Below are 26,191 nucleotides of genomic sequence, written 5' to 3' on the forward strand. Positions count from 1 at the left end.
AAGTCCAAGCGGGTTGAACAGGCCAAACGGAAGGCAGGACGGTTGTGGGCAGATGTGGTGCGTCAGAATCTACCGTGTCTGCAGCGGTCATCCGGGACGCCGATCCATCAAGCGTTGTCGGCGCTTCGGGATTTTGGTTGGGTGTAAAAAAATGGAATACAATATCATCACTTCAAGATGAGGGATGAGAGTCCAAAAGCGCTTACGATATCAATTCCTGAAAATGGTTCGCTAACTAGTGATTGACAACACCCGTAGTGAACCGAAAAAATGTTCTCCACAAAGTCTTGACTGACTCGGAAGAATACGGCGGCTTGAGCTTAGATAAAATTAGCTCGGCATTAATTGCTGAAAAAATGGCTCGCGCTGGTGGTTTCTCGATTTCACACGGTGCGCACGTCGGAATCGGTTCGCTTCCAATCGTCTTGTTCGGAACAGAAGAGCAAAAACAAAAATATTTACCAGCCCTTGCGACAGGAGAAAAAATTGCAGCTTATGCGTTAACTGAGCCAGGTTCGGGTTCGGATGCGCTCGGTGCAAAAACGACAGCGAAATTAAATGCGGAAGGTACGCATTACATTTTAAATGGAGAAAAGCAGTGGATTACAAACGCTGGATTTGCTGATGTGTTCGTTGTGTATGCAAAAGTAGACGGTGAACATTTTACAGCATTTATCGTTGAGCGCGACTTCCCAGGCGTATCGACAGGGGCGGAAGAGAAGAAAATGGGCATTAAAAGCTCATCGACGCGCACATTAATTTTACAAGATGCCCTCGTTCCGAAAGAAAATGTACTTGGCGAAATTGGAAAAGGTCACGTCATTGCGTTTAACATTTTAAATATCGGTCGTTATAAACTCGGTGTTGGTGCTGTCGGTGGAGCAAAACGTGCGCTTGAAGTGACGATTCAATATGCAAATCAACGTCAACAATTTAAAACGCCAATTTCGAAGTTTTCGTTAACACAAGAAAAATTAGCAACAATGGCATCGAAATTGTATGCAGCTGAAAGTTCCGTTTATCGCACAGTCGGTTTATTTGAAGCGCGCATGGGACAACTAACAGATGAACAAGCAAAAGATGGAAAAGAAACAGCAAAAGCGATCGCTGAATATGCGATTGAATGTTCATTAAATAAAGTGTTTGCGACAGAAATGCTCGATTACATCGTAGATGAAGGCGTACAAATTCACGGTGGCTATGGTTTCATGCAAGAATACGAAATTGAGCGCATGTACCGCGATTCGCGCATTAATCGTATTTTCGAAGGAACGAACGAAATTAACCGCCTCCTTGTGCCAGGTATGTATTTGCGCAAGGCGATGAAAGGCGAATTGCCACTTTTACAAAAAGCGCAACAACTGCAAGAAGAGTTAATGATGCTTATGCCTGAAGAAGTAGGCGATGGCGTGCTTGAACAAGAAAAATATCTTGTTCGCAACGCGAAAAAAATTGCTTTAATGATCGCAGGATTAGCGGCTCAAAAATTCGGTCCGAAACTTGAAAAAGAACAAGAAGTGCTTGTAAATATTGCGGATATTGTTAGCAACGTGTATGCGATGGAGTCAGCACTATTGCGCACGGAAAAGGCAATTGCGCAATCTGGAGTGGAGAAAAATAAACAAAAAGTATTGTATACACAAATTTTCTGCCAAGAGGCGTTTAACGAAATTGAAGCGCATGCGAAAGAAACGATCGTTGCTGTGGAACATGGTGACATGTTGCGCATGATGTTGTCTGCATTGCGGAAATTAACGCGTCATACGCCAATCAACGTCATTGCGAAAAAACGCGAAGCGGCAGTAGCGTTAATTGAAGCAGAACGATATGTTGTGTAATAATGGAAGTACCAGACAAGTCGTCTGGTACTTTCGCTTTGTTATTGTACATAAGGATGATGAGGTGAGAAAATGACGACATTTTATTGGTATCCAAAATGCGGCACATGTCGCAAGGCAAAAAAATGGTTAGATGATAACAACATTTCCGTACAAGCTGTACATATTGTAGAACAGCCTCCATCAAAAGAGCAGTTGAGGACGTTATATGAAAAAAGTGGGCTTGATTTGAAAAAATTTTTTAATACAAGTGGCATGAAGTATCGAGAACTTGGATTAAAAGACAAATTAAAGACGATGACAGAAGAAGAAATGTTACAGTTGTTGTCATCGGACGGCATGTTAATTAAGCGTCCAATCATCACAAATGGAGAGCAAGTCATTGTCGGATTTGACGAACAAAAATATCATGAAATGTTTAAATTATCGTGAAATCATGTCAAAAATCGTGTATGATGAAAAGGAAAACAATGTTTGGAGGGACAACGATGAGCATTCCAAAAGAGCTACGTTATTCACAAGAACATGAATGGGTGCGTGTCGAAGGGAATACGGTTCGCGTTGGTATTACAGATTTTGCCCAATCGGAACTCGGCGACATCGTATTCGTTGAATTGCCAGAAATCGGAGCACAACTGACAGCAAACGAGCCATTTGGTAGCGTTGAATCAGTAAAAACAGTATCTGAACTATATGCACCGATCAGCGGCAAAGTAGTAGCTGTGAATGAAGAATTAAACGACAACCCAGAGTACGTGAATGAATCACCGTATGACAAAGCATGGATGATCGTCATCGAGCCGAGCGATATGAGCGAAGTGGACAACTTACTAACTGCTGAACAATACGAACAAATGATTAACCAAGACTAAAAAACAAATCGCAGGGCACCCTACAACACAGGGGTGTCTTTTTGTTGAAACAAAAAACAATAGATATTACAAACGATGTTGTTGGGAAATTAAATAAGCATGGAGGTTTTCATCTGTTTTATGACAACGAATGTGTTGGAGAATTTGTTCAGGAAACGAACGAGTTCAAGCTGAAAAGCGGATATGCGGAACAACAAGGACGCATTTTGAAAACTGTGACAGTCACTGAATATCCGGATGCAAAATATGTGGATTGCGACACAGAAGGTGGTTGGTGTTAAGGACAGCGACATCGCTGTCCTTTTCGATTTCATAAAAGGAGAAAAAGTGAACGACAACGAATATAATATACATAAATGAATGTGCAAGGTGATGACGATGGCGATTATTGAGGTGGAAAAAGTAATTATTGTCGAGGGGCGGTCAGATAAAAAAAAGATCGAGAGCATTATTAGTGAGCCAGTAGAAATTATATGCACAAACGGAACGCTCGGTACCGCCAAACTTGATGAATTAATCGATGCTTTGTACGATAAGGATGTGTACATTTTAGTTGACTCCGACGAGGCGGGAGAAAAATTGAGGCGCCAACTTCGCTGTGAGTTTCCGCAAGCTGAGCATTTATATATTGATAAAATGTATCGTGAAGTCGCAGCTGCTCCGAAACATCATATTGCGGTCGTATTATTAAGCGCAAATATCGATGTACACGCACAATATTTGTAGAAAGTTGTGTGATGATTGTGAAGGTCGTTTATATGTACACGCCATTATGTGGCACGTGTCAAGTGGCAAGCCGTATGGTTGATGTGCTTGAACAGTTACTGCCAAATATTACGTTTGAACGTCAAGACTTAAATTATGTGCCTGACAAAGCGATCGAATGGCATATTGAAAGCGTTCCATGCTTACTTATTTTTAAGCACGGCAAACTCGTGAAAAAAATATACGCCTTCCATTCTGTTCCACATGTATATGAAACGTTGCGAAAGCTGGCCGAATAAGCCAGCTTTCGACATATTTCTTGGGAAATTGACGAGGAAGGAAGACATTTGTCGAGCAGTTATAGAAGGAACTCACCGTCTTCGTATGGAAATAATGAATACGACAATACATGGGACGGGGGCGGTTGTATGAATATGTTAACACCAATTTTACCAAATGACGGTTTATATATTCAATTGCAATGGGAAAGCGGGCAAATTTTATTAAGCATATCAAAAGAAGGAATTCAACGCGTTGAAAAAGCGAGCGGAGATCGGATCATATCGATTCGTGGTTCGGCACAGGCCATTATGTCACTACTACAAGGATCGTTAAAACTTCAGCAACAACTTCGCTTAAACGAATTGTCCGTCACAGCATCGTTTCGCCACATTTTATTATTAGAGTCAGTTTTCTTTCTTGCTAAACCGTACGATCTTGTTCATTGACGAGCGGTTTTTATCGTGTTAAAATTCAAAATATTCAACAATTATTCGTTCAGGGGGAGAAATGATGAAATTTGAAACGATTGCTGTGCACGGGGGACTGCAAACCGATCCGGTAATGAAAGCGCGTGCGGTACCGATTTATCAGTCAAATGCGTATTTGTTTGATAGCACAGAGCATGCGGCAAACTTATTTGCATTAAAAGAAGCGGGATACATTTACACGCGCATTCATAATCCGACGGTGACTGTATTTGAAGAACGAGTAGCAAAGCTTGAAGGTGGTATAGGGGCTTTAGCAGTGGCGAGCGGCATGGCGGCGATTACGATGGCCATTTTAAACGTCGCTCAAGCTGGGGATGATATTGTGTCTGCTTCTACGCTGTATGGAGGGACGTACAATTTGTTTGCGAATACGTTGCCGAAATACGGCATTACAACTCATTTTGTCGATCCATCTGACCCAGAAAATTTCCGCGCTGCGATCACACCGAAAACGAAAGCTATTTTTGCGGAGACGGTCGGCAATCCGAGTTTGCATGTGTTAGATATTGAAGCAGTTGCAAACATTGCTCACGAAGCAGGTGTCCCGCTCATTATCGATAATACGTTTGCGACGCCGTATCTTTGCCGACCGATTGAACATGGAGCAGACATTGTCGTTCATTCTGCGACGAAATGGTTGCTTGGCAACGGGACGACGCTAGGGGGCATCATTGTCGACGGTGGAAAATTTGACTGGAACTCGCCAAAGTTTCCAGCTTTTACGACACCAGATCCGAGCTATCATAACCTCATCTATGCAGACATCGGAGGAGCAGCGTATATTGTGAAAGCACGTGTGCAGTTGTTACGTGATTTAGGACCAGCCATTAGCCCGTTCAACGCCTTTCAATTTAATTTAGGTCTTGAAACGTTGCACGTGCGCATGAAAGAACATATTGAAAACACAAGAAAAATTGTTGCATATTTAGATAATCATCCAGCTGTCCGTTGGGTGTTGTATCCTGAACATGACAACCATCCAGCGAAAGAGCTAGCGAAAAAATATATGCCGAAAGGGGCAGGAGCAGTCGTCGTTTTTGGCATTCAAGGCGGAAGGGAAGCAGGAGCTGCACTTATTAACAATGTGAAGCTTTGGTCACATGTGGCAAACGTTGGCGATGCAAAAAGTTTAATTATTCATCCGGCAAGCACAACGCATCAACAACTAAGCGCAGAAGATTTGAAAGCATCTGGTGTAACAGAAGATATGATTCGTTTATCGGTCGGCATTGAAAATGTGGATGATTTAATCGAAGACTTAGAACAAGCGATCGAAGCGGCAACAGGTGTACGGTCGATGTATTCGGAAGTGTAGCGTGTTAGCTTTATATAGCTAGCACGTTTGTTTATTTATACCGAAAAATTTTTTATTATTTTTCGTTGACATCGTCCTTCTTTCGATGATATACTCACATTCGTAGTTCAACATCATTCTTGAATACATTAAAACGTTAACTGAATAAAGCGTTTAAAAGCGCTCTTATCAAGAGAGGTGGAGGGATGTGCCCGATGAAACCCGGCAACCGTCAGCGCTGCTGAAATGGTGCCAATTCACACAAAGCGTTTGCTTTGAGAGATAAGAGACAGAATGGATAATAACGCCTTTCTGTTCTCTTGAGCAGAAAGGCTTTTTTCATGGAAGGAAGGTGACAGCGACGTGATTACTTTATCAAACGTAACGAAAGTATACAGAGCGGCAAGCGGACATGTGACTGCGGTCGATCATGTAAACTTGCATATTGCAGAAGGAGAAATTTTCGGCATCATCGGTTATAGCGGAGCGGGGAAAAGTTCGCTCATTCGATTGTTAAATGGATTAGAAAAGCCGACAAGCGGTGAAGTCATTGTCGATGGGAAAAATATGGAGAAAATTAGTGGGAAACAATTACGACAAGCACGTCAGCAAATCGGTATGATTTTCCAACATTTCAACTTACTTTGGTCGCGAACGGTGCGTGAAAATATTGCTTTCCCATTAGAAATTGCGGGTGTGCCGAAAGAGGAACGGATGCAGCGCGTCGATGAGCTCATTCAACTTGTCGGCTTGCAAGGAAGAGAAAATGCATACCCGTCGCAATTGAGCGGAGGGCAAAAACAGCGCGTCGGCATTGCGCGTGCGTTAGCGAACAATCCAAAAGTGTTGTTATGTGATGAAGCGACGTCAGCGCTTGACCCACAAACGACAGACTCTATTTTAGATTTGCTCGTCGATATTAATAAACGTCTCGGTTTAACGATCGTGTTAATTACACACGAAATGCATGTCATTCGTAAAATTTGCGATCGTGTAGCGGTCATGGAAAACGGAAAAATTGTTGAAATGGGCGAAGTGCTTCATGTATTCCGTAAGCCTGAGCAACCGATTACGAAACGATTTGTTCAACAAGTGACGGAGCCGGAAGAAACGAAAGAAGCAATGTTGCATCTTCTTGAACGATATCCGAACGGTCAAGTTGTCCAGCTTACATTCGTTGGCGAAGCGGCTGAGCAACCGCTCATTACACAGCTTATTCGCCAATTTAATCTAAATGTGAATATTTTGCAAGGAAAAATTTCGCAAACGCATCACGGTTCATATGGGGTGCTGTTCATTCATTTAGACGGTGCGAATGAAGAAATTGAGCGAGCGCTCGCTTTTATTCGCCAGCAAGAAGTTGAAGTGGAGGTGTTGGCGAATGTGGAATGAACTATTTCCGAACGTTGTTTGGGATAAAATATGGGCGGCGACGATGGAAACATTGTATATGACCGCGGTTTCTGTTGTAGCAACGTTTGTACTTGGCATTTTACTTGGTCTATTGCTGTTTTTAACGTCTAAGGGAAACATATGGGAAAATCGTCTCGTTAACGGTGCCATTGCTTCGTTCGTCAACATTTTCCGCTCGATTCCGTTTATTATTTTAATTATTTTGCTTATTCCGTTTACAAAACTTGTCGTCGGCACGATTCTTGGAGCAAACGCTGCGTTGCCAGCACTCATTATCGGTGCCGCACCGTTTTATGCGCGCATGGTAGAAATTGCGCTTCGTGAAATTGATAAAGGCGTCATTGAAGCAGCAAAAGCGATGGGGGCGACGACATCGACAATTATTTGGAAAGTGCTCCTCCCAGAAGCGCTTCCTGCACTCGTATCTGGAATTACAGTCACAGCGATTGCGCTCGTTGGATATACAGCGATGGCAGGAGTTGTTGGTGCTGGAGGGCTTGGAAATTTAGCGTATTTAGAAGGGTTCCAACGCAACAATAACGATGTGACGTTTGTTGCAACTGTGCTCATTTTAGTCATTGTCTTTATTATTCAGTTTATTGGTGACTTTGTCACTTCTAAAATAGATAAACGATAAAAAGGAGGAAGAAACAAATGAAGAAATGGTTTTCTCTACTTGTTGCTGCAATTGTTGTTTTAGCGCTTGCTGCTTGCGGAAAAAGCGAAAGTGCAGAAGAAAAAACAAATAAGCTTGTCGTTGGTGCATCAAACGTGCCACATGCGGAAATTTTAGAGCAAGCAAAACCGATTTTAAAAGAAAAAGGGATTGAATTAGAAATCGTGACGTTCCAAGACTACGTGTTACCAAATAAAGCGTTAGCGGATAAAGAGTTAGATGCAAACTATTTCCAACACATTCCTTACTTAGAAGCACAAATGAAAGAACATGGTTATGATTTTGTTAATGCTGGCGGTATTCATATTGAACCAATTGGCGTATACTCTAAAAAATATAAAAGCCTTGAAGAACTACCAAACGGGGCAAAAATTATTATGAGTAACTCTGTTGCAGACCACGGTCGCATTTTATCAATGCTTGAAGAAAAAGGTTTAATTAAATTAAAAGATGGTGTTGATAAAACGAAAGCGACAGTTGATGATATCGTTGAGAATCCGAAAAATTTAGTGTTTGAAGCAGATGTCGAAGCAGGTTTACTTCCTCAAGTATATAAAAATGACGAGGGAGATGCGGTATTAATTAACGCCAACTATGCGTTAGATGCTGGCTTAGATCCAGCTAAAGATCCAATTGCGGTAGAGTCTCCGGAAAACAACCCTTATGTGAACATTATTGCAGTTCGTAAAGGTGACGAAACACGTAAAGAAATTCAAACGCTTGTTGAAGTGTTGCAATCCAAAGAAATTCAAGACTTCATTTTAGAAAAGTATAACGGTGCTGTCATTCCAGCGACAAAATAAGGATGTCCATTCGGGCATCCTTTTTATATTTTTCGGAAAACGACGCATGATAAAAAGGAAGGAGGAGTGTATATGTCGATGGAACAGTTTTTGCACGAATATAAAAAAGGATTAGGAACATTTACGCAACAAATGCCTAGTGTTGGACGAGCATTTAACGCATTTACAGAAGCTTGTTTTTCGGAAGGGGCTTTATCAAAAAAAGAAAAACAACTGATCGCGTTAGGAATTAGCGTTGCCAAACAAGATGAATATTGCACCATTTATCATACGAAAGGATGCATCGATGAAGGGGCGACAGAAGAACAAATATTTGAAGCATGTGCGGTCGCAGCCGCTTTAGCTGGCGGGGCGACGATGAGCCAAGCGGTTACGCTCGTTCGCCAATGTATCGATGAATTCACTCGCATGCACTAAAAGGATAGGAATCTCCTATCCTTTTTTACATATGTGATAAAGTAAACAAACTTTCTAAACAAAAAAGTATCAAAATACTTGCAATAAGGTTGCTAATACTTTTCATCTGTTATAAAATTGTAATGAGAATAAAATGAGAATTACGTTTTTATGAACATAAGCGAAACTGGAGGTATTTTTTTATGGCAACATTAACGATTAAAGATCTTCACGTTGCAATTGATGGAAAAGAAATTTTAAAAGGGGTCAACCTTGAAATTAAAGGCGGTGAGTTCCATGCCATCATGGGACCGAACGGAACGGGAAAATCGACATTATCGGCGGCAATTATGGGTCATCCAAAATATGAAGTAACAAAAGGGAGCATTACGTTAGACGGGCAAGACGTATTAGAAATGGAAGTAGATGAACGTGCTCGTGCTGGTCTCTTTTTAGCCATGCAATATCCGAGCGAAATTAGCGGTGTGACGAATGCTGATTTTCTTCGTTCAGCGATTAACGCACGTCGTGGAGAAGGAAATGAAATTTCATTAATGAAATTCATTCGTCAATTAGATGAAAAAATGGCGTTTTTAGAAATGAATTCAGATATGGCTCATCGCTACTTGAATGAAGGATTCTCGGGCGGGGAGAAAAAGCGAAACGAAATTTTACAACTCATGATGTTGCAACCGAAAATTGCAATTTTAGACGAAATCGACTCAGGTCTTGACATCGATGCATTAAAAGTTGTTGCAAAAGGTGTAAATGAAATGCGAAACAGCGAATTTGGCTGTTTAATTATTACTCACTATCAGCGCCTATTAAACTACATTACACCAGATTATGTGCATGTTATGATGCAAGGACGTATCGTAAAATCAGGCGGTCCAGAATTAGCACAACGTCTTGAAGCAGAAGGATATGATTGGATTAAAAAAGAGTTAGGCATTGAAGATGAAGTCGTTGAGCAAGAAGCGTAAGCGTTAGGAGGATTTAGGATGATTGAGACGAAACTACCATTCGACCAACAGTATGTGCGCTCATTTTCTGAAGGGCGCGGAGAACCGGACTGGCTTTTAAACGTTCGCTTACAAGCTCTTGCACAAGCGGAACAATTGCCATTACCAAAGCCAGACAAAACGAAAATCGATCGTTGGAACTTTACACAATTTTCTGCTCATCTTGTTGAAAGCGCGCCGCTTTCTTCGCTAGAAGAGCTACCTGAACAAGTAAAAGTGCTCATCGATATAGCTGAGGAGCAAAAAAATGTATATGTGCAACGCGATCATACATGTGCGTACGTATCGCTTGCGGATGAGTTGAAAGAAAAAGGCGTCATTTTTACTGATTTAGCGACAGCTGTCCGCGAGCATAGCGACCTTGTGCAAAAATATTTTATGGACGGTGTGAAAGTAAATGAGCATCGTCTGACAGCGCTTCATGCTGCCCTTGTGAACGGCGGGGTATTTGTATACGTGCCGAAGCATGTACAAATTGACGTCCCTTTGCAGGCGGTATATGTGCATGAAAAAGCGGAAGCGTTGTTTAATCACGTCATTATTGTTGCGGATGTGGGCAGTAAAGTAACGTATGTGGAAAACTACATTTCAACATGTGAACGTTCGGAAGCGATCGTCAACATCATTACAGAAGTGTTTGCACGAGATGATGCGCAAGTGTTTTTCGGTGCGGTAGACAATTTGGCAAAGGGAACGACCGTCTATGTCAACCGCCGCGGTGTGACAGGACGTCATGCGCGCATCGAATGGGCGCTCGGTTTAATGAATGATGGAAATACGATTTCAGAAAACATTACGCGCTTAATCGGTGATGGATCAGTAGGCGATACGAAGACAGTCGTTGTGAGCCGCGGTGAGCAAGTGCAAAACTTTACGACAAGCGTCATTCATTACGGAAAACATACAGAAGGCTACATTTTAAAACATGGCGTTGTCAAAGATGAAGCGACATCGATTTTTAACGGCATTGGTAAAATTGAGCACGGGGCATCGAAATCGAATGCGGAACAAGAATCGCGTGTGCTTATGTTAAGTCCAAAAGGACGCGGAGATGCGAATCCGATTTTATTAATTGACGAAGATGACGTGACAGCAGGCCATGCGGCATCGGTCGGTCGCGTTGACCCAACGCAATTATATTATTTAATGAGCCGCGGCATTCCGAAAACGGAAGCAGAGCGATTAATTATTCACGGCTTTTTAGCACCTGTCGTTAATGAAATTCCAATTGAGCGTGTGAAAAAACAATTAATTGAAGTGATCGAAAGGAAAGTTAAGTGATGAACGTAAAAGAACTTCGTCAACTATTCCCGATTTTAGATCAACAAGTCAATGGCAAACCACTCGTTTATTTAGATAGCGCGGCAACATCGCAAAAGCCGTTGCCGGTTATTGAAGCGATTGACAATTATTATCGTCAATACAATTCGAACGTTCATCGCGGTGTGCATACACTTGGCACAAAGGCGACCGATGCCTACGAAGGGGCGCGCGAAAAAGTGCGCCGCTTCATCGGTGCTGCCTCGACGGAAGAAATTATTTTTACACGCGGGACGACAACAGCGATTAACTTAGTGGCGGCAAGCTACGGTCGAGCAAACGTGCGTGAAGGCGATGAAATCGTTATTACGTATATGGAACACCATAGCAACATTATCCCTTGGCAACAAGTAGCAAAACAAACAGGTGCGACATTAAAATATATTCCGCTTCAGCCTGACGGAACGATTCGTCTAGAAGATGTAGAACAAACTGTCACTCCCAACACAAAAATTGTTGCGGTGATGCACGTATCAAACGTGCTTGGCACGATCAATCCGGTAAAAGAAATTGCCCAAATTGCTCATAAAAACGGTGCGGTTGTTGTTGTTGATGGGGCGCAAAGTACACCGCATATGAAAGTAAACGTGCAAGACATCGATTGCGATTTTTATGCGTTTTCAGGCCATAAAATGTGCGGTCCGACAGGTATCGGTGTGTTATATGGCAAAAAACATTTGCTTGAGCAAATGGAACCTGTTGAGTTCGGTGGGGAAATGATTGATTTTGTCGGTTTGTATGAGTCAACATGGAAAGAGCTCCCGTGGAAATTCGAAGGTGGCACACCAATTATCGCTGGAGCGATCGGCTTAGGAGCCGCGATTGATTTTCTTGAGCAAGTCGGATTAGATCATATCGCTGAGCATGAGCATCGTTTGGCGCAATACGCGCTTGCACAGCTGGCGACGATTGAAGGATTAACGATTTACGGTCCGAAAGAGCGGGCAGGGCTTGTGACGTTCAATATAGATGGTGTGCATCCGCATGATGTAGCGACGGTTTTAGATGCGGAAGGCATTGCTGTTCGTGCTGGTCATCATTGTGCGCAGCCACTTATGAAATGGCTAAACGTGACAGCAACTGCACGTGCAAGCTTTTATTTATACAATACAGAAGAAGAAATTGACGCACTCGTTTCAGCATTAAAGAAAACGAAGGAGTATTTTAGCTATGTCTTTTAATAGCCATTTAGATACGTTGTATCGGCAAGTGATTATGGATCATTATAAAAACCCACGAAATCGCGGGGTATTAGAAGGGGAACACGTCGATATAAATATGAACAACCCGACGTGTGGCGACCGTATTCATTTAACGTTAAAAGTAGAAGACGGAAAAATTGTCGATGCGAAATTTGAAGGAGAAGGTTGTTCTATTTCGATGTCATCTGCATCGATGATGACAGAGGCGATTAAAGGAAAAACGATCGAAGAAGCGTTGAAGTTATCAACGATTTTTTCCGACATGATGCAAGGGAAAGATTATGACGATTCAATCGATTTAGGAGATATTGAAGCGCTTCAAGGCGTATCCAAATTTCCTGCACGCATTAAATGTGCAACGCTAGCTTGGAAAGCGATGGAGAAAGGGTTGCACGGGCAACAAGGACAGTCATAAAAAAGGAGGCGAACGGGATGGCAAAAAAAATGCCAGAAATCGGTGAATATAAGTACGGTTTCGCCGATAAAGACGTATCAGTTTTCCGCGCTGAGCGCGGATTAACGCGCGAAATTGTAGAAGAAATTTCGCGAATGAAAAATGAACCACAATGGATGCTTGAATTTCGTTTAAAAGCGTTAGATATTTTTTACAGCATGCCGATGCCACAATGGGGTGGCGATTTATCGAGCTTAGATTTCGATGAAATTACGTATTACGTTAAACCATCAGAAAAATCTGGACGTTCATGGGATGAAGTGCCAGAAGAAATTAAAGCAACGTTTGATAAACTCGGTATTCCAGAAGCAGAACAAAAATATTTAGCAGGGGTATCGGCTCAATACGAATCGGAAGTTGTATACCACAACATGAAAGAAGATCTAGAAAAATTAGGTGTCATTTTTAAAGATACAGACTCGGCGCTAAAAGAAAATGAAGATTTGTTCCGCGAGCATTGGGCAAAAGTCGTTCCGCCGACGGATAATAAATTTGCGGCGCTAAACTCAGCTGTTTGGTCGGGTGGCTCATTCATTTACGTGCCAAAAGGTGTAAAAGTTGATACGCCGTTGCAAGCGTATTTCCGTATTAACTCTGAAAATATGGGACAATTTGAACGGACGTTAATTATCGTCGATGAAGGGGCGCATGTTCATTACGTCGAAGGCTGCACGGCGCCTGTATATACGACAAACTCGCTTCATAGTGCAGTCGTTGAAATTATCGTGAAAAAAGGCGCGTATTGCCGTTATACGACGATTCAAAACTGGGCGAACAACGTCTTTAACCTTGTTACAAAGCGCGCGGTTTGTGAAGAGAACGCAACGATGGAATGGATTGACGGAAACATTGGGTCGAAATTAACGATGAAATATCCAGCAGTCGTTTTAAAAGGAGAAGGTGCGCGTGGATTGACACTTTCGATTGCGATTGCTGGCAAAGGGCAACATCAAGATGCAGGGGCGAAAATGATTCACTTAGCGCCAAACACGTCATCAACGATCGTATCCAAATCCATTTCAAAACAAGGTGGAAAAGTCACATATCGCGGTATCGTTCATTTCGGACGAAAAGCGGACGGTTCCCGTTCAAATATTGAGTGTGATACGCTCATTATGGATAATCAATCGACATCCGATACGATTCCATATAACGAAATTTTAAACGACAACATTTCTCTTGAACATGAAGCAAAAGTATCGAAAGTATCGGAAGAACAACTATTTTATTTAATGAGCCGCGGCATTTCCGAACAAGAAGCGACAGAAATGATCGTGATGGGCTTTATTGAGCCGTTTACGAGAGAATTGCCGATGGAATATGCGGTTGAAATGAACCGTCTCATCAAATTTGAAATGGAAGGTAGCATTGGATAACGAATAGCTGATGATCTGCGCCATGCAGATCATCGGCTTTTTTTGTATGTTGTGGTAAGATGAATGTAGGTGATGAATATGATTTATGTCGGACTAACGGGATGGGGCGACCATGACAGTTTATATCCGTCTCGTCTTGCGTCAAAAGATAAGTTACAAGCGTATGCGGCCCACTTTCCAACCGTTGAAGTTGATGCGTATTTTTATGCCATTCAACCGCGCCAAAACGTTGAAAAATGGTTAACGGAAACGCCTGCGTCATTCCAATTTATCGTGAAGGCGTATCAAGGAATGACAGGGCATCAACGAGGGGACATTCCATATGCGAACAAAGAAGAAATGTTTACTGCATTTCTCCAATCGATTGAGCCGTTTCGGCAAGGAAATAAGCTCGCCATGGTATTGTTTCAATTTCCGCCGTGGTTCGATTGTAAAAAAGAGCATGTTCACTATTTGCGTTGGTGTCGGGAGCGAATGAAAGATATTCCTGTAGCGCTTGAATTTCGTCATCAATCGTGGTTTTCCCCTCCGTTTTATGAAAAGACATTGCGTTTTATGGAGGAAGAGCGATGGATTCATAGCATTTGCGATGAACCGCAAGCGGGGGAAGGATCGGTACCGACTGTTCTTCATCCAACAGATCGAAAGAAAACGCTCATTCGTCTACACGGACGCAATGTCGCTGGCTGGAATAAAAGAGATGACGAAAATTGGCGTGCCGTCCGTTATTTATATCGCTACAACGAGCAAGAGCTACAAGAGTGGGCACAACATATTCGTATGTTACAAACAAAATGTGAACACATTTACGTACTATTTAACAACAACTCAGGAGGAGATGCCGCTCATAATGCAAAACAGTTATTGCAGTTGTTAGGCATTGAGTATACAAATTTAGCACCGCGACAATTAGATTTGTTTTCATAATGGGGGATCAAAAATGGAATATGTATTTCTTTTAATCATCGGTCTTTTAGCAGGGACGATTGGTAGCCTTGTCGGTTTAGGGGGAGGGGTCATTATCGTTCCCGCGCTTCTTTTTTTAAGTGCTGCGCACGTATTGCCGACCATTTCACCACAAGTGGCTGTTGGGACATCGCTTGTTGTCATTATTTTTAATGGATTGTCATCAACTTTAACGTATATGAAGCATAAGATGGTTGACTATAAAAGCGGTTTATTTTTTTTCATCGGTAGTGGCCCAGGGGCGATGCTTGGCGCGTGGGTGAATCAACATGTACATATGCATCATTTTTCACTTTATTTTGGATTATTTCTCATTGCTGTTTCATTTTTGCTTATGTTCCAATCGCGTCTGTCCCCGTCTAATAAGCGCACGTTTTCAGTTGTGCGTACATACGTCACGAATGAAGGGGAGGAAGTGACGTATGGATATCATCCGTTTAGCGCTACGTTCATTGCGTTTGTTGTCGGGTTTGTTGGTGGATTTTTTGGGATCGGTGGTGGGTCGCTTATGGTACCTGCGATGATGCTATTATTTTTATTTCCTCCTCACGTTGCCGTTGCGACATCGATGTTTATCGTCTTTTTATCATCTATTGTTAGTTCAATGACGCACGTCTTTATGGGGAATGTCGCTTGGACGTTTGCCCTTTCGCTTATTCCGGGCGTATGGATTGGGGCGAAATGTGGGGTGTGGCTTAATCGACGATTAAAAGGAAAAACGGTCGTGACGTTATTACGAATTGTACTTATTTTACTTGGTGTTCGTTTAATTATGCAAGGACTTGGATCGTAAAAAAGAAAGGTGTGTTGCAAGCGTTGAGGGAGACGATACATATTTATCATACAAACGATGTGCATAGCCATTTTGAGCGATGGCCAAAAGTTGTTCACTATTTACAAACAGTAAGAAAAAAGCATCAACAAAATCGCGAGCATATGGTTTTACTTGATATTGGTGATTTTATCGATCGTTTTCATCCCCTTACTGAAGCGTCAGCAGGAAAGGCAAACGTCATTCTTTTAAACGATGTCGCATACGATGCGATCACGATTGGGAATAATGAAGGAATTACGCTTAGCCATGAACAGCTCGATACGTTGTACACGAACGCTACGTTTTCGGTCATCGTGGCGAACATTTTTTATGAAAACGGAGAGCGCCCGCGCTGGATGAAGCCATATGTTATGATGACGTTTGGACATGTTCGTGTTGCGTTTATTGGAGTGACTGTTCCGTTTCAGACGTTTTATGAATTGCTTGGATGGCGTGTTGCCGATCCATTTGACACGGTTGCTCAACTCATTGAACAACTTTCAGAAAAAGTGGATGCAATTGTTTTATTGTCTCATTTAGGGATAAATGATGATGAAAAAATGGCTCATATGTTTCCACAATTGACTGCGATTTTAGGTGGGCATACACATCACGTATTTGAACATGGCAAACGAGTGAATGAAACTTTGCTTTGTGGAGCAGGGAAGTTTGCGGAATATGTCGGATGTTTAACATTGTCAATCGATAAAAATAGCCGGAAAGTTGAGGCATGCGCATATGTCCAACATACCGATGCATTAGAAGATGAATGTACGGAAACGAAACAAAAATTAAATCATATGATTGAGCAAGCAACAAATGCATTGGCACAACCGATTGTGCATTTGCCTGAACCGTTACATATGGACTGGTTTTCCCCTTCCCCATTTGCGTCGCTTCTTGCCCAAGCGTTGAACGAATGGTGTGAAAGTGATATAGCGATGGTCAATGCGGGTGTTTTGCTTGCATCATTGCCAAAAGGCGTTGTGACGAAAGGGGATATCCATCGCATTTGCCCGCACCCAATTAATCCGTGCAAAGTATATTTGCGCGGAAGCGAATTAAAAGAAGTCATTTTGCAAGCGGAAACGGAACAAATAAAACAGTTGCGGGTGAGGGGATTCGGATTTCGCGGCGAAGTGATGGGACAAATGGTGTACGATGGCGTCACGATCGAGAAAGAGACAATGTCGGACGGTCAAGCACATGTGCGTCGCATTTTTATTCATCATCAGCCAATTGATGAGCAAAAAACGTATGCGGTCGCGACGATTGATATGTTTACGTTCGGACACTTATATCCTGAAATATATCGTGCGAAAAAGCAATATTACATGCCCGAAATGTTGCGGGATGTGCTTGCGTGGAAGCTAAAAAACATGTATCAATAGGCACGCTTCGATCTTTTATTCATACATTGAATAAAAGAAAGGAGCGTGAATATATGATTGAATTAAAGCCGTTATGGATTGACGGAGAGCCGTTTACAGCCATTTCTGTTCAGTTGCCTAAAACGACGTTGTTAGCTGTTGCTAATGATAAAGGATATATTATGTGTGGGGCGTTAGATGTGGCTTTATTAAACGAAAAGTTGCGCGACCGTGGCATTGTAGCTGGAAGAGCGGTAGGGGTGCGGACAATTGATCAATTGTTAGAAGCACCGCTTGAGTCTGTTACGCTTGCTGCTGAACAATTAGGTATTTCACGTGGAATGAAAGGAAAAGACGCCTTGCTCCTGATGAAATAAAATAATAATCCCCTGCTTGATCGCATACATATAGCGTGAGAGGGGGGATTTTTGTTGTATCAACAACTACGCAAAAGAAGAAAACCGCTACCCATCCGCTATATTTTTTTAATTACCTTTATTTTTTTTATCATTTCGACTGTTGCGAGCCTTTGGTTTATTAATAGAGGAATTGAACCAACGCTGATGGCGATCGCCGAAAAAGAAACGCGCCGCTTAGCGAATTTAGTGATAAATAATGCGATTAATCAACAAATTGCTGAAGACGACTTTCGAGTTGAAAATTTTATCAAAATTGAAAAAGATGAGCATGGGAAAATTTCCGCAATAGATTTTAATGCTACCGTTGTGAATCGTGTATTAGCTAAAACGACAAATCGAGTTCAACGAAATTTAAAAGCGGCATCAGAAGGAAAACTATCGGCGCTTGAGTTTCCAGATGTTCAAATTGAAACGGAAAAAGAACAAGGAATCGTCTATTATATCCCGCTCGGACAAGCAACGAATAACGTATTGTTAGGAAATTTAGGACCGCACATCCCGGTTCGTTTTTACGTCATTGGGGATGTTCATTCGGACGTAAATAAAAATATACGTCCGTTTGGCATAAATAATGCTTTAATAGAAATAGCAATTCATATTGAAGTTAACGTGCAAATTATTATTCCATTTGCTACAAAAACAGCAACGATTCAAAACGACATTCCTGTAGCGATTCAAATTATTCAAGGGGAAGTTCCACAATTTTATAATCAAGGTGGGGAAGGAAATACGTCAATTGAAATTCCAGTTGAATAATAAAAAATTCTGAAAATTTTATTTTTTGAAATATTATTTTGACAAAAAGCTTGTCCGTTGATATACTTAAAACTAAAATGAAACAAAAAAGTCTGAAAAATTAAAATAATCGAACGAGGAGGTGTTCATCTTTTTATTACGTAACGATATGAAAAAATCAAAAACTGACTGAGGAGGGTATTTCATTATGGAGAGTCGTCAACAATGGGGCACACGCGCCGGCTTTATTTTAGCAGCTGCTGGCTCGGCAATTGGATTGGGAAACATTTGGAGGTTTCCGGCTGTTGCATATGAAAATGGTGGAGGGGCATTTTTTCTTCCGTATTTATTTGCATTATTAACAGCGGGTATTCCAATTCTTATATTGGAATTTGTGCTTGGACATAAGTATCGCGGTTCAGCGCCATTAACGTTCGCCCGTCTAAGCAAAGGAACAGAATGGATTGGTTGGTGGCAAGTCCTTATTTCATTCGTTATTTCAACGTATTATTCCGTCGTTATTGCATGGGCGATGTCTTATACGTATTTTGCTTTCACATCAAAATGGGGGGAAAATACAGGGGACTTTTTATTCGGTGAGTATTTGAAATTAGCAGAAACACCGGGTACGTTCGGAAGTTTAGTTCCAGCTGTTTTGATTCCACTTCTTCTCGTTTGGATCATTAACTTAGCCGTTTTGTATAAAGGTGTTCGTAAAGGAATTGAAGCAGCAAATAAAATTTTCTTACCAACGCTTATCGTTCTTTTCTTTATTATCGTCATTCGCGCTGTGACGTTAGACGGAGCGATCGAAGGATTAAATGCATTTTTCAAACCAAATTGGGATCAAATTATGAACGGAAAAGTATGGCTTGCGGCATATAGCCAAATTTTCTTTAGCTTATCGATTGCGTTCGCTATTATGATTACTTATTCAAGTTATTTACCAAAAAAATCTGACATTACGAATAACGCATTTATTACAGGTTTTGCAAACTCAGGATTCGAGTTATTAGCTGGTATCGGCGTATTTAGCGTCCTTGGTTTTTTAGCACAACAACAAGGCGTAGAAGTAAGCGAAGTTGTTAAAGGTGGCGTTGGATTGGCGTTCGTCGTCTTCCCACAAATTATTAATCAGTTTCCTGCGTTTAATGAGCTTTTCGGGGTATTATTTTTCCTTTCATTAACATTAGCAGGACTGACATCGCTTATTTCTATTTCAGAAACGTATGTTTCGGCAATTCAAGAAAAATTTGGTATATCTCGAACGAAAGCTGTTCTCGGCGGGGGAGGAGCAGCGGCGCTCATCGCATTAGTATTCGCTTCAAACGGCGGATTATATTTCTTAGATGTTGTTGACTATTTCATTAACAACTTTGGTGTTGCGCTCGTTGGATTAGTTGAAGTAGTTGTCATTGCATGGGTGCTAAAAGAACTAAATGCCCTTCAAGCCCATGCAAATAGCGTGTCAGATATTATGGTAGGCGCGTGGTGGAAAATTTCGCTCTCTGTTGTCACACCAATTGTTTTAGGATACATGATGTTTGATAGCATTAAAACAAACGTGAAAGAAAATTATGGTGGATACGATACGTTATTCGTTGTGAAATACGGATGGATTGTTGCGGCGCTTGTTATCGTTCTCGGTTTTGTTCTTTCAGTAAAACGTTGGAAAGATGGAGTACTTTCCGTTCCGACAGATAAGGAGGTTTCGAGCTAATGGAAACAAGTGCGCTTATTATGATGCTTGTCGGTATGGGAATTATTTGGGGAGGTTTTGCTGCGAGCGTCGCTCATGCAGTAAAGAAAAGTCGGCAATCATAAAAAAGATGGGGCATATGCCTCATCTTTTTTTCATGCGTTCTTGTCTTTCCCACTGTTTTAAGTAAGGGTATGGGTCAAACGACCATTCCGTATAGCCGTTATCTTTATACATGCCGTAGTGAAGATGCGGCGGAAATTTACCCGATGTACCGGGCGGTCCGTAACCAGAACTTCCGACTGAACCGATCAACATGCCGGGCTCTACAATCGTTCCTTCCTCTAAGCCGTTAGCGAATCCGTTTAAGTGTGCAAAATAATGGTACGTATTGTTTATATCACGAATGCCGATGCGCCAACCTCCGTATTTATTCCATCCTTTTAATTCCACGATACCGTAACATGTTGAGCGAACAGGGGTACCGTAATGTGCAAAAATGTCTGTTCCTTCATGAATACGCCGTCCGCCCCATCCGCGTGCATCTCCCCACGTACTACGATAACTATATTCAAATCGTCTTGGAATTGGAAAAGCGTATTGATCGAGTTGTAGCGTTTCAAAATGTTTATATAGTTTCACTTTGCCTAAAATAATATCGATGGTTTTGCTTCGCTCATAATAATCCCATAGCGCCATTTTAATATGCGTATGATCTGTGCCATATGACCGCAAAAAGCGAGCGAAAGCAAATAATACATCCTCGTCGTTTGTTCGATCCGCGATACCATCGCCATTTCCATCTATCCCCATGCCACCAAATTGGCTAATTGTAAATGGGTTTTGATCTTCTTTATTTTTATTGAGTGGTCCAGCCCATCGTTCAGGGGGAATGTAAATGCCGATGACTCCAGTTGGTTTTGGTAAATCGCGACGCGCTTGACGAATGCTCCGCTCATATTGGTCAACGGCTGCGAAGTAGTACCAAGGAATGAGCGAGATGGCTTCTGCTTTTTTATAAAGTTCCATTCGTTGATCATACAAATCATTTGGTGCAGCAGTGAATGATTGGAACGGAATGAAAAGAAAAATGATTATGCACCATAATGTTTTCACGCATTCTTTCTCCTTTCTCCGATGTTCATATCATTAGTTTGAGGTAATCGACTGTTTTCATAAATAAAAAATGTTGGAAAAACAAACTGCTTTGTATTGTAAGGCAATAACTCGTATAATGGGTAATGTACATTAACGAGTGGAGCGTGAAAATGATGTCAACAAAAGAACAGCACCTTCGCAAACCAGAGTGGTTAAAAATAAAGTTAAATACGAATGAACATTATACAGGCTTGAAAAAAATGATGCGAGAAAACCAATTGCATACGGTGTGCGAAGAAGCGCGTTGTCCAAATATTCATGAATGTTGGGCCGTTCGTCGCACAGCGACGTTTATGATTTTAGGCGATGTATGTACGCGCGCTTGCCGTTTTTGCGCTGTTAAAACAGGATTGCCAACGGAGCTAGATTGGCAAGAGCCGAAGCGTGTGGCTGAATCCGTTCGTTTAATGAATTTAAAACACGTTGTTGTGACTGCTGTTGCGCGCGATGATTTAAAAGATGGTGGTGCAGCTGTATTTGCTGAAACGGTACGTGCTATCCGACGGAAAAATCCGTTAACGACGATTGAAGTATTGCCATCTGATATGGGGGGTGTATATGAAAACTTGAAAACGCTAATGGACGCTCGTCCTGACATTTTAAATCATAATATTGAAACGGTTCGTCGCCTCACTCCGCGCGTTCGTGCGCGCGCAACGTATGAACGTTCACTTGAATTTTTGCGCCGCGCAAAAGAAATGCAGCCTGATATTCCAACAAAATCAAGCTTAATGGTCGGTCTTGGTGAAACGAAAGAAGAAATTTTAGAAGCGATGGACGATTTACGGGCAGTCGGAGTGAATATTTTAACAATCGGTCAATATTTACAGCCGACAAAAAAACATTTAAAGGTAGAGAAATATTACCATCCTCATGAGTTTATGGAGTTAAAAGAAATTGCGTTAGCGAAAGGATTTAGTCATTGTGAGTCTGGTCCGCTCGTTCGCTCTTCCTATCATGCTGATGAGCAAGTACAATCGGCAAAAGCGAATGAGTAAACAAAAAAAGGATGCCCCTTTCATGTATATGGGACATCCTTTTTCGTTATTGCATCATGTTCATTTCTTCGCGTTGCACACCGTTTTCATTTTCTCCATTGCTCACTTTTCGACCTTGTGGCGATTTGAGCATTTCTTTAATCGTTTGTTGTAAAACTTGATCGATATTTTGACTATTTGAATCTAAACGGCCGAATCGTTCAATATCTTGAAACATGCGCGGATTGTCTGAAACGTATACGTGATAATAACGTGGAACGACAGAAATAGCTGTTTTTTTCACTTGATCGGCTGTTTCAAACCGATTTGTACTGTCTGTCTTGTAAACGACAAACACTGTATCGTCTGTGACGAGCGTCCCAACATCATGAACGTTCGGAAGTTGGGTGCACAGTTTGCTAATTAAATCCGCGACATTTTCGCGATTTAATACAGGTATTGTCGCATACTGTGTTGTATCACCCGGAATTGGGCTTTTTTGATGTCTTACGTAACCGAAATTCGTTAATCTCGAATCCATTCCGTTTCGGACACCATGTTCGTTGTATAAATCGTTTCTTGAACGAACGTTGATCGTTGTTCCGCTTTTCTCATACAAAGATGTCGATTCGTTCATTCCTGCGCACCCAGATAATAAAGCGATTGTACTAATGCCTGTCAGTAACCATGTATTCCGCAAAACAAATCCCCCCTTCTTTTTTATTATTCGTTTTATTCAAAGCGTTATAATGGTGATTGCTTGGGAGAAAGACATGTTTTATGATAGAAATGGAAAGAAGAGGTGAGGACATATGATTTGCATTCACAATACATGTTACGAGCTTGTAGAAAATGTGCGCAACGGCTTTAACGAAGAAGCGTTTCGTGCGCGCTATACGGATATTTTAAATAAATATGATTACATTGTTGGCGATTGGGGATATAATCAGCTTCGCCTTCGTGGCTTTTTTGATGACCATAACCAAAAAGCGACATATGATACGAAAATAAGTACATTATCCGAATATTTGTTTGAATATTGCAATTTTGGTTGCGCTTATTTTGTGTTACGTAAAGTGAAAAAATAGGTCAGGACGTCTGACCTATTTTTCATGAGTATGGTTGTTGGTCATTTTCGCTCGGATCATCGTGAACAGGATGTGCGCCTGGATCTTGGCGCGGGATGTTTTGGTGAAGCGATTTATACTCGTAATTAAATGCGCTGTAATATCGCTGTCCTTTTCGCCATGGGGTACTTTTATTTTGAACGGGTTCATGTTCGCCACGTGGGGAACCGTATGGACCTTCGGGCAACGTTTCTGGTACGAGAAAATTTTTCATCGCTTCCACAGTTGAAAAATCACGATACGTTTCATCGGTCATGTGAATTCTTCCTTTCGTTTTTTACATAGCGTACCACTTAACCGACGATTTCATGTAAAAAGCTTCGCAACTCGTTTGCATCTTCTTCATTTAAGTTATATATGTGTTCAATATACCCAGGCTGTTGCAAGTCATCTGAACCGATAATCGCATATCGATTGCTTTGTAAATCGAGTACGAGCGCTTTGCCATAAAAACGATCTGTTTGGACGATTGCTAAATCAAACCGTTCATTTTTTCCAGCGAAGCTAACAAATCGAGTTTTTGTATCTACTGTATCGTCATATAAAAAGAAACGTTCCATATTGTATCCCTCCATATCGTGTATCGTTGCTTCTTCATCTTAACAAATTTCTGTTAGCTGTGTAAAAGAAAGCGCTATGCTACAATAAAATAAAAAGCAGAAAGGAAGATGAATGATGTATTTTGTTGATCGTCAAAAAATCGAGAAAACATTGAAATATATGGAGGAAGTTGTCTCTTATGTCCAACAACCGTTTCATACGCCAATCGAGAAGCTAGCGCTTGAACGGATAGGACATGTTATTATTGAATCAATCATTGACGTTGGAAATGCGATGATTGACGGCTTTATTATGCGCGATCCCGGAAGTTACGAGGACATTATTGACATTCTAGTCGATGAACGTGTTCTTTCGGATGAAGATGGCGAAGCATTAAAACAAATCATCCATTTCCGTAAAAAGCTTGTTCAACAATACATCGACGTACCGCATGGCGAATTATTGAACGCATTGCAAAACTATCGCCATGTTCTTCAATCTTTTCCAGCTGCTATTCGCACGTATTTACATCATGAGCTTGGGCCTGTGTCCGCTTTTTTAAATGAAAATGTTTAAAAATTGTGTGTATAGGGAAAATCGTATAAAATGGAAGAGGGTGAAACGTGATGCGAAAAAAAACCTCTTCCACGAAAGAGCAAATTTTAAAAATGCTAAAAGTGCAAAAGCAGCTAACAGTGGGTGAAATGGCGGAGCAACTACAAATTACGGAAATGGCTGTCCGCCGTCATTTAAGTGCGTTAGAGCGCGAAGAACTTGTTGAATCGACGCTTGTTCGTCAACCGATGGGAAGGCCGACAAATGTGTATCGATTAAGTGTAAAAGGACATCAACGTTTTCCGCGCCACTATCAGCAAACGATGCTCGATTTTTTAGCTGATTTAGAACGGATGGGCGGAAAGCAAATGGTTGCGCAGTTGTTTCAAAATCGGCAAGAACGGATGAAAAAGTTGTATGAACGACAATTTGGCGATAAATCGTTTGATGAAAAGATCAAAGAGCTTGTTGCGGTGCAAAATGAGCATGGGTATATGTCGGAATTAGTACAACACGACGATGATTCGTTTGAGTTAGTTGAACATAACTGCCCGATTGCAGAAGTAGCTCAAGCGTATCCGATTGCTTGTGAATGTGAGCGACAGCTGTTTGAAACCCTCATTCATGAAGCTGAAATTGTTCCGAAAACGTGTTTAGCTGACGGTGATGATGCGTGTCGCTACCATATTAAGCGAAAAAAATGAACAATCGTTGACATTCGTTGTGCTCTTTTTGACAAGTACAGTTGTTTTGCGTTAAAGTTTGAACGTGCAAATTGTCAAAAGGAGTGGCAAAAGTGAAAACATATAAAGGATATTTAATTGATTTAGACGGTACGATGTATCGTGGGACAGAACGAATTGAAGAAGCGTGCGCTTTTGTGCACCGCCTTCATGAAAAGGGCACTCCGTATTTATTTGTAACAAACAATTCTTCCCGCACGCCCGAACAAGTGGCAGAAAAGTTGCGGAAATTTGGTATCCCTGCAACGAAAGAGCAAGTATTTACAACAAGTCAAGCAACGGCAAACTACATTTATGAAAAGAAGCCGAACGCTTCTGTTTATGTGATTGGAGAAGACGGTATTCGACGTGCGCTTGAAGAAAAAGGATTTACATTTGCAAATGAAGATGCGGAAGTCGTTGTGATGGGGATTGATCGTAGTATTAATTACGAAAAATTAGCGACTGCTTGTTTAGCTGTTCGCAATGGGGCAATGTTTATTTCGACAAACGGGGACATTGCGATTCCTACGGAGCGCGGACTTTTACCCGGAAACGGGTCGCTTACATCTGTCGTTGCTGTGTCGACACAAACGAAGCCGATTTTTATCGGTAAGCCAGAAAAAATTATTATGGAGCAAGCGCTTGAAGTGCTTCGTGTTCCAAAAGAAGAAACGTTAATGATCGGGGATAACTATGATACGGATATTATGGCAGGGATGAATGCGGGAATTGATACACTTCTCGTTCATACAGGAGTGACGACGAAAGAAATGTTGCAAACTTATGATCGACAACCGACGTATGTCGTTGACTCGTTAAAAGAATGGATCGAACGCATATAAAAGGTGCCTAGTTGGGCACCTTTTTCATAAGACAAGAAAGTATAAAAGTTTGGATTAAAAGAGCTGTCTAGCTTCAAGCGCCATCGGCTCGGTTCGCTCCGTCCCACACTGCGGCGGCGACAG

Annotated in this window: 32 protein-coding genes, 2 pseudogenes and 1 riboswitch; of the genes and pseudogenes, 30 read left to right on the forward strand and 4 right to left on the reverse strand. The window is 41.5% G+C overall.

The features are described 5' to 3' along the window. The 25 genes and pseudogenes from LH47_RS15030 to LH47_RS15035 all read left to right on the forward strand — a co-directional run. Positions 1 to 147 (forward strand): annotated as a pseudogene (locus LH47_RS15030) (UPF0236 family protein); the annotation flags it as partial. A gap of 152 nt (positions 148 to 299) precedes the next feature. Further along, positions 300 to 1,838, forward strand: a pseudogene (locus LH47_RS04210) (acyl-CoA dehydrogenase family protein); the annotation flags it as partial. A 72-nt stretch (positions 1,839 to 1,910) separates the two neighbouring features. After that, positions 1,911 to 2,270 carry an arsenate reductase family protein gene (locus tag LH47_RS04215; protein WP_021093669.1) on the forward strand — a complete coding sequence of 120 codons (360 nt, stop codon included), beginning with the start codon at positions 1,911 to 1,913 and terminating at the stop codon, positions 2,268 to 2,270. Positions 2,271 to 2,326: 56 nt separating this feature from the next. Further along, a complete protein-coding gene (gene gcvH, locus LH47_RS04220) occupies positions 2,327 to 2,710 on the forward strand; it encodes a glycine cleavage system protein GcvH (protein WP_043965060.1) in 384 nt (127 codons plus the stop codon). 41 nt (positions 2,711 to 2,751) lie between these two features. Then, complete coding sequence (locus tag LH47_RS04225) at positions 2,752 to 2,991, forward strand: YusG family protein (protein WP_043964951.1); 240 nt, start codon at positions 2,752 to 2,754, stop codon at positions 2,989 to 2,991. Between the two features lie 97 nt (positions 2,992 to 3,088). Beyond that, positions 3,089 to 3,436, forward strand: a complete 348-nt coding sequence (locus tag LH47_RS04230) for a toprim domain-containing protein (RefSeq protein WP_043964954.1) — start codon at positions 3,089 to 3,091, stop codon at positions 3,434 to 3,436. Positions 3,437 to 3,444: 8 nt separating this feature from the next. Further along, complete coding sequence (locus LH47_RS04235; RefSeq protein WP_043964955.1) at positions 3,445 to 3,714, forward strand: thioredoxin family protein; 270 nt, start codon at positions 3,445 to 3,447, stop codon at positions 3,712 to 3,714. Positions 3,715 to 3,843: 129 nt separating this feature from the next. Continuing rightward, the gene (locus LH47_RS04240) at positions 3,844 to 4,143 is read left to right on the forward strand and encodes a hypothetical protein (protein ID WP_043964956.1); all 300 of its coding nucleotides are present in this window, start codon (positions 3,844 to 3,846) and stop codon (positions 4,141 to 4,143) included. Between the two features lie 64 nt (positions 4,144 to 4,207). After that, complete coding sequence (locus tag LH47_RS04245; protein ID WP_043964957.1) at positions 4,208 to 5,500, forward strand: O-acetylhomoserine aminocarboxypropyltransferase/cysteine synthase family protein; 1,293 nt, start codon at positions 4,208 to 4,210, stop codon at positions 5,498 to 5,500. A gap of 162 nt (positions 5,501 to 5,662) precedes the next feature. After that, a riboswitch (SAM riboswitch) is annotated at positions 5,663 to 5,768 on the forward strand. Positions 5,769 to 5,842: 74 nt separating this feature from the next. Next, entirely contained in the window at positions 5,843 to 6,871 is a 1,029-nt protein-coding gene (locus tag LH47_RS04250) for a methionine ABC transporter ATP-binding protein (protein ID WP_043964959.1), read from the forward strand. Beyond that, on the forward strand, positions 6,861 to 7,529 hold the full coding sequence (locus tag LH47_RS04255) for a methionine ABC transporter permease (RefSeq protein WP_043964961.1): 669 nt from the start codon (positions 6,861 to 6,863) through the stop codon (positions 7,527 to 7,529). Before LH47_RS04250 ends, LH47_RS04255 begins: the two co-directional genes overlap by 11 nt. Positions 7,530 to 7,546: 17 nt before the next feature. Next, positions 7,547 to 8,371 (forward strand): MetQ/NlpA family ABC transporter substrate-binding protein, encoded by an 825-nt coding sequence (locus LH47_RS04260; protein WP_043964963.1) that lies wholly within the window; start codon positions 7,547 to 7,549, stop codon positions 8,369 to 8,371. A gap of 72 nt (positions 8,372 to 8,443) precedes the next feature. Further along, complete coding sequence (locus LH47_RS04265) at positions 8,444 to 8,788, forward strand: carboxymuconolactone decarboxylase family protein (RefSeq protein WP_043964965.1); 345 nt, start codon at positions 8,444 to 8,446, stop codon at positions 8,786 to 8,788. 182 nt (positions 8,789 to 8,970) lie between these two features. After that, positions 8,971 to 9,750, forward strand: a complete 780-nt coding sequence (sufC, locus tag LH47_RS04270) for a Fe-S cluster assembly ATPase SufC (protein WP_043964967.1) — start codon at positions 8,971 to 8,973, stop codon at positions 9,748 to 9,750. Between the two features lie 18 nt (positions 9,751 to 9,768). Then, positions 9,769 to 11,070 (forward strand): Fe-S cluster assembly protein SufD, encoded by a 1,302-nt coding sequence (gene sufD, locus LH47_RS04275; protein ID WP_043964969.1) that lies wholly within the window; start codon positions 9,769 to 9,771, stop codon positions 11,068 to 11,070. Then, on the forward strand, positions 11,070 to 12,290 hold the full coding sequence (locus tag LH47_RS04280; protein WP_043964971.1) for a cysteine desulfurase: 1,221 nt from the start codon (positions 11,070 to 11,072) through the stop codon (positions 12,288 to 12,290). The genes sufD and LH47_RS04280 overlap by 1 nt, the downstream gene beginning before the upstream one ends. Beyond that, a complete protein-coding gene (gene sufU, locus LH47_RS04285; protein ID WP_009362259.1) occupies positions 12,280 to 12,726 on the forward strand; it encodes a Fe-S cluster assembly sulfur transfer protein SufU in 447 nt (148 codons plus the stop codon). Before LH47_RS04280 ends, sufU begins: the two co-directional genes overlap by 11 nt. 17 nt (positions 12,727 to 12,743) lie before the next feature. Then, positions 12,744 to 14,141 (forward strand): Fe-S cluster assembly protein SufB, encoded by a 1,398-nt coding sequence (sufB, locus tag LH47_RS04290; RefSeq protein WP_009362258.1) that lies wholly within the window; start codon positions 12,744 to 12,746, stop codon positions 14,139 to 14,141. Between the two features lie 78 nt (positions 14,142 to 14,219). Then, a complete protein-coding gene (locus LH47_RS04295) occupies positions 14,220 to 15,068 on the forward strand; it encodes a DUF72 domain-containing protein (protein ID WP_043965061.1) in 849 nt (282 codons plus the stop codon). 13 nt (positions 15,069 to 15,081) lie between these two features. After that, positions 15,082 to 15,900, forward strand: a complete 819-nt coding sequence (locus tag LH47_RS04300) for a sulfite exporter TauE/SafE family protein (protein WP_043964973.1) — start codon at positions 15,082 to 15,084, stop codon at positions 15,898 to 15,900. A 23-nt stretch (positions 15,901 to 15,923) separates the two neighbouring features. Beyond that, positions 15,924 to 17,312, forward strand: coding sequence for a bifunctional metallophosphatase/5'-nucleotidase (locus LH47_RS04305; protein ID WP_043965063.1), 1,389 nt, complete (start codon positions 15,924 to 15,926; stop codon positions 17,310 to 17,312). Between the two features lie 53 nt (positions 17,313 to 17,365). Next, positions 17,366 to 17,668, forward strand: coding sequence for a YunC family protein (locus LH47_RS04310; RefSeq protein WP_043964975.1), 303 nt, complete (start codon positions 17,366 to 17,368; stop codon positions 17,666 to 17,668). 51 nt (positions 17,669 to 17,719) lie between these two features. After that, the gene (yunB, locus tag LH47_RS04315) at positions 17,720 to 18,466 is read left to right on the forward strand and encodes a sporulation protein YunB (protein WP_043964978.1); all 747 of its coding nucleotides are present in this window, start codon (positions 17,720 to 17,722) and stop codon (positions 18,464 to 18,466) included. 187 nt (positions 18,467 to 18,653) lie between these two features. Then, positions 18,654 to 20,165, forward strand: coding sequence for a sodium-dependent transporter (locus LH47_RS04320; protein ID WP_043964980.1), 1,512 nt, complete (start codon positions 18,654 to 18,656; stop codon positions 20,163 to 20,165). Continuing rightward, positions 20,165 to 20,269 carry a methionine/alanine import family NSS transporter small subunit gene (locus LH47_RS15035; protein ID WP_021093650.1) on the forward strand — a complete coding sequence of 35 codons (105 nt, stop codon included), beginning with the start codon at positions 20,165 to 20,167 and terminating at the stop codon, positions 20,267 to 20,269. Before LH47_RS04320 ends, LH47_RS15035 begins: the two co-directional genes overlap by 1 nt. A 19-nt stretch (positions 20,270 to 20,288) precedes the next feature. Here the strand turns inward: LH47_RS15035 and LH47_RS04325 are convergent, their stop codons facing one another. Further along, positions 20,289 to 21,260, reverse strand: coding sequence for a M23 family metallopeptidase (locus LH47_RS04325; RefSeq protein ID WP_043964982.1), 972 nt, complete (start codon positions 21,258 to 21,260; stop codon positions 20,289 to 20,291). A 125-nt stretch (positions 21,261 to 21,385) separates the two neighbouring features. Between LH47_RS04325 and lipA the strand changes: the two genes are divergently transcribed. After that, the gene (lipA, locus tag LH47_RS04330) at positions 21,386 to 22,300 is read left to right on the forward strand and encodes a lipoyl synthase (RefSeq protein ID WP_326938908.1); all 915 of its coding nucleotides are present in this window, start codon (positions 21,386 to 21,388) and stop codon (positions 22,298 to 22,300) included. 46 nt (positions 22,301 to 22,346) lie between these two features. On the opposite strand, the gene LH47_RS04335 is transcribed toward lipA, so the two are convergent. Further along, a complete protein-coding gene (locus LH47_RS04335; RefSeq protein WP_043964984.1) occupies positions 22,347 to 22,979 on the reverse strand; it encodes a YhcN/YlaJ family sporulation lipoprotein in 633 nt (210 codons plus the stop codon). 112 nt (positions 22,980 to 23,091) lie between these two features. Here LH47_RS04335 and LH47_RS04340 point away from each other — a divergent pair, with 112 nt between their 5' ends. After that, positions 23,092 to 23,367, forward strand: a complete 276-nt coding sequence (locus tag LH47_RS04340) for a YutD family protein (protein WP_003398297.1) — start codon at positions 23,092 to 23,094, stop codon at positions 23,365 to 23,367. A gap of 22 nt (positions 23,368 to 23,389) precedes the next feature. Here LH47_RS04340 and LH47_RS04345 read toward each other — a convergent pair whose 3' ends face one another. Together LH47_RS04345 and LH47_RS04350 are read right to left on the reverse strand one after the other, a co-directional pair. Continuing rightward, on the reverse strand, positions 23,390 to 23,662 hold the full coding sequence (locus LH47_RS04345) for a hypothetical protein (RefSeq protein WP_043964987.1): 273 nt from the start codon (positions 23,660 to 23,662) through the stop codon (positions 23,390 to 23,392). Between the two features lie 37 nt (positions 23,663 to 23,699). Further along, a complete protein-coding gene (locus LH47_RS04350; protein WP_043964989.1) occupies positions 23,700 to 23,966 on the reverse strand; it encodes a DUF3055 domain-containing protein in 267 nt (88 codons plus the stop codon). Positions 23,967 to 24,081: 115 nt separating this feature from the next. On the opposite strand from LH47_RS04350, the gene LH47_RS04355 reads away from it, so the two are divergent. The 3 genes from LH47_RS04355 to LH47_RS04365 all read left to right on the forward strand — a co-directional run bounded on the left by LH47_RS04355 (position 24,082) and on the right by LH47_RS04365 (position 26,068). Continuing rightward, positions 24,082 to 24,522: a DUF86 domain-containing protein gene (locus tag LH47_RS04355; RefSeq protein ID WP_043965067.1), complete on the forward strand. Its 441-nt coding sequence runs from the start codon at positions 24,082 to 24,084 to the stop codon at positions 24,520 to 24,522. Between the two features lie 50 nt (positions 24,523 to 24,572). Then, positions 24,573 to 25,205 carry a helix-turn-helix transcriptional regulator gene (locus LH47_RS04360; protein WP_043964991.1) on the forward strand — a complete coding sequence of 211 codons (633 nt, stop codon included), beginning with the start codon at positions 24,573 to 24,575 and terminating at the stop codon, positions 25,203 to 25,205. Between the two features lie 92 nt (positions 25,206 to 25,297). Beyond that, a complete protein-coding gene (locus LH47_RS04365; protein ID WP_043964993.1) occupies positions 25,298 to 26,068 on the forward strand; it encodes a TIGR01457 family HAD-type hydrolase in 771 nt (256 codons plus the stop codon). Positions 26,069 to 26,191 lie beyond the last annotated feature (123 nt).

It is taken from the genome of Anoxybacillus thermarum, assembly GCF_000836725.1.
GTDB lineage: Bacteria > Bacillota > Bacilli > Bacillales > Anoxybacillaceae > Anoxybacillus > Anoxybacillus thermarum.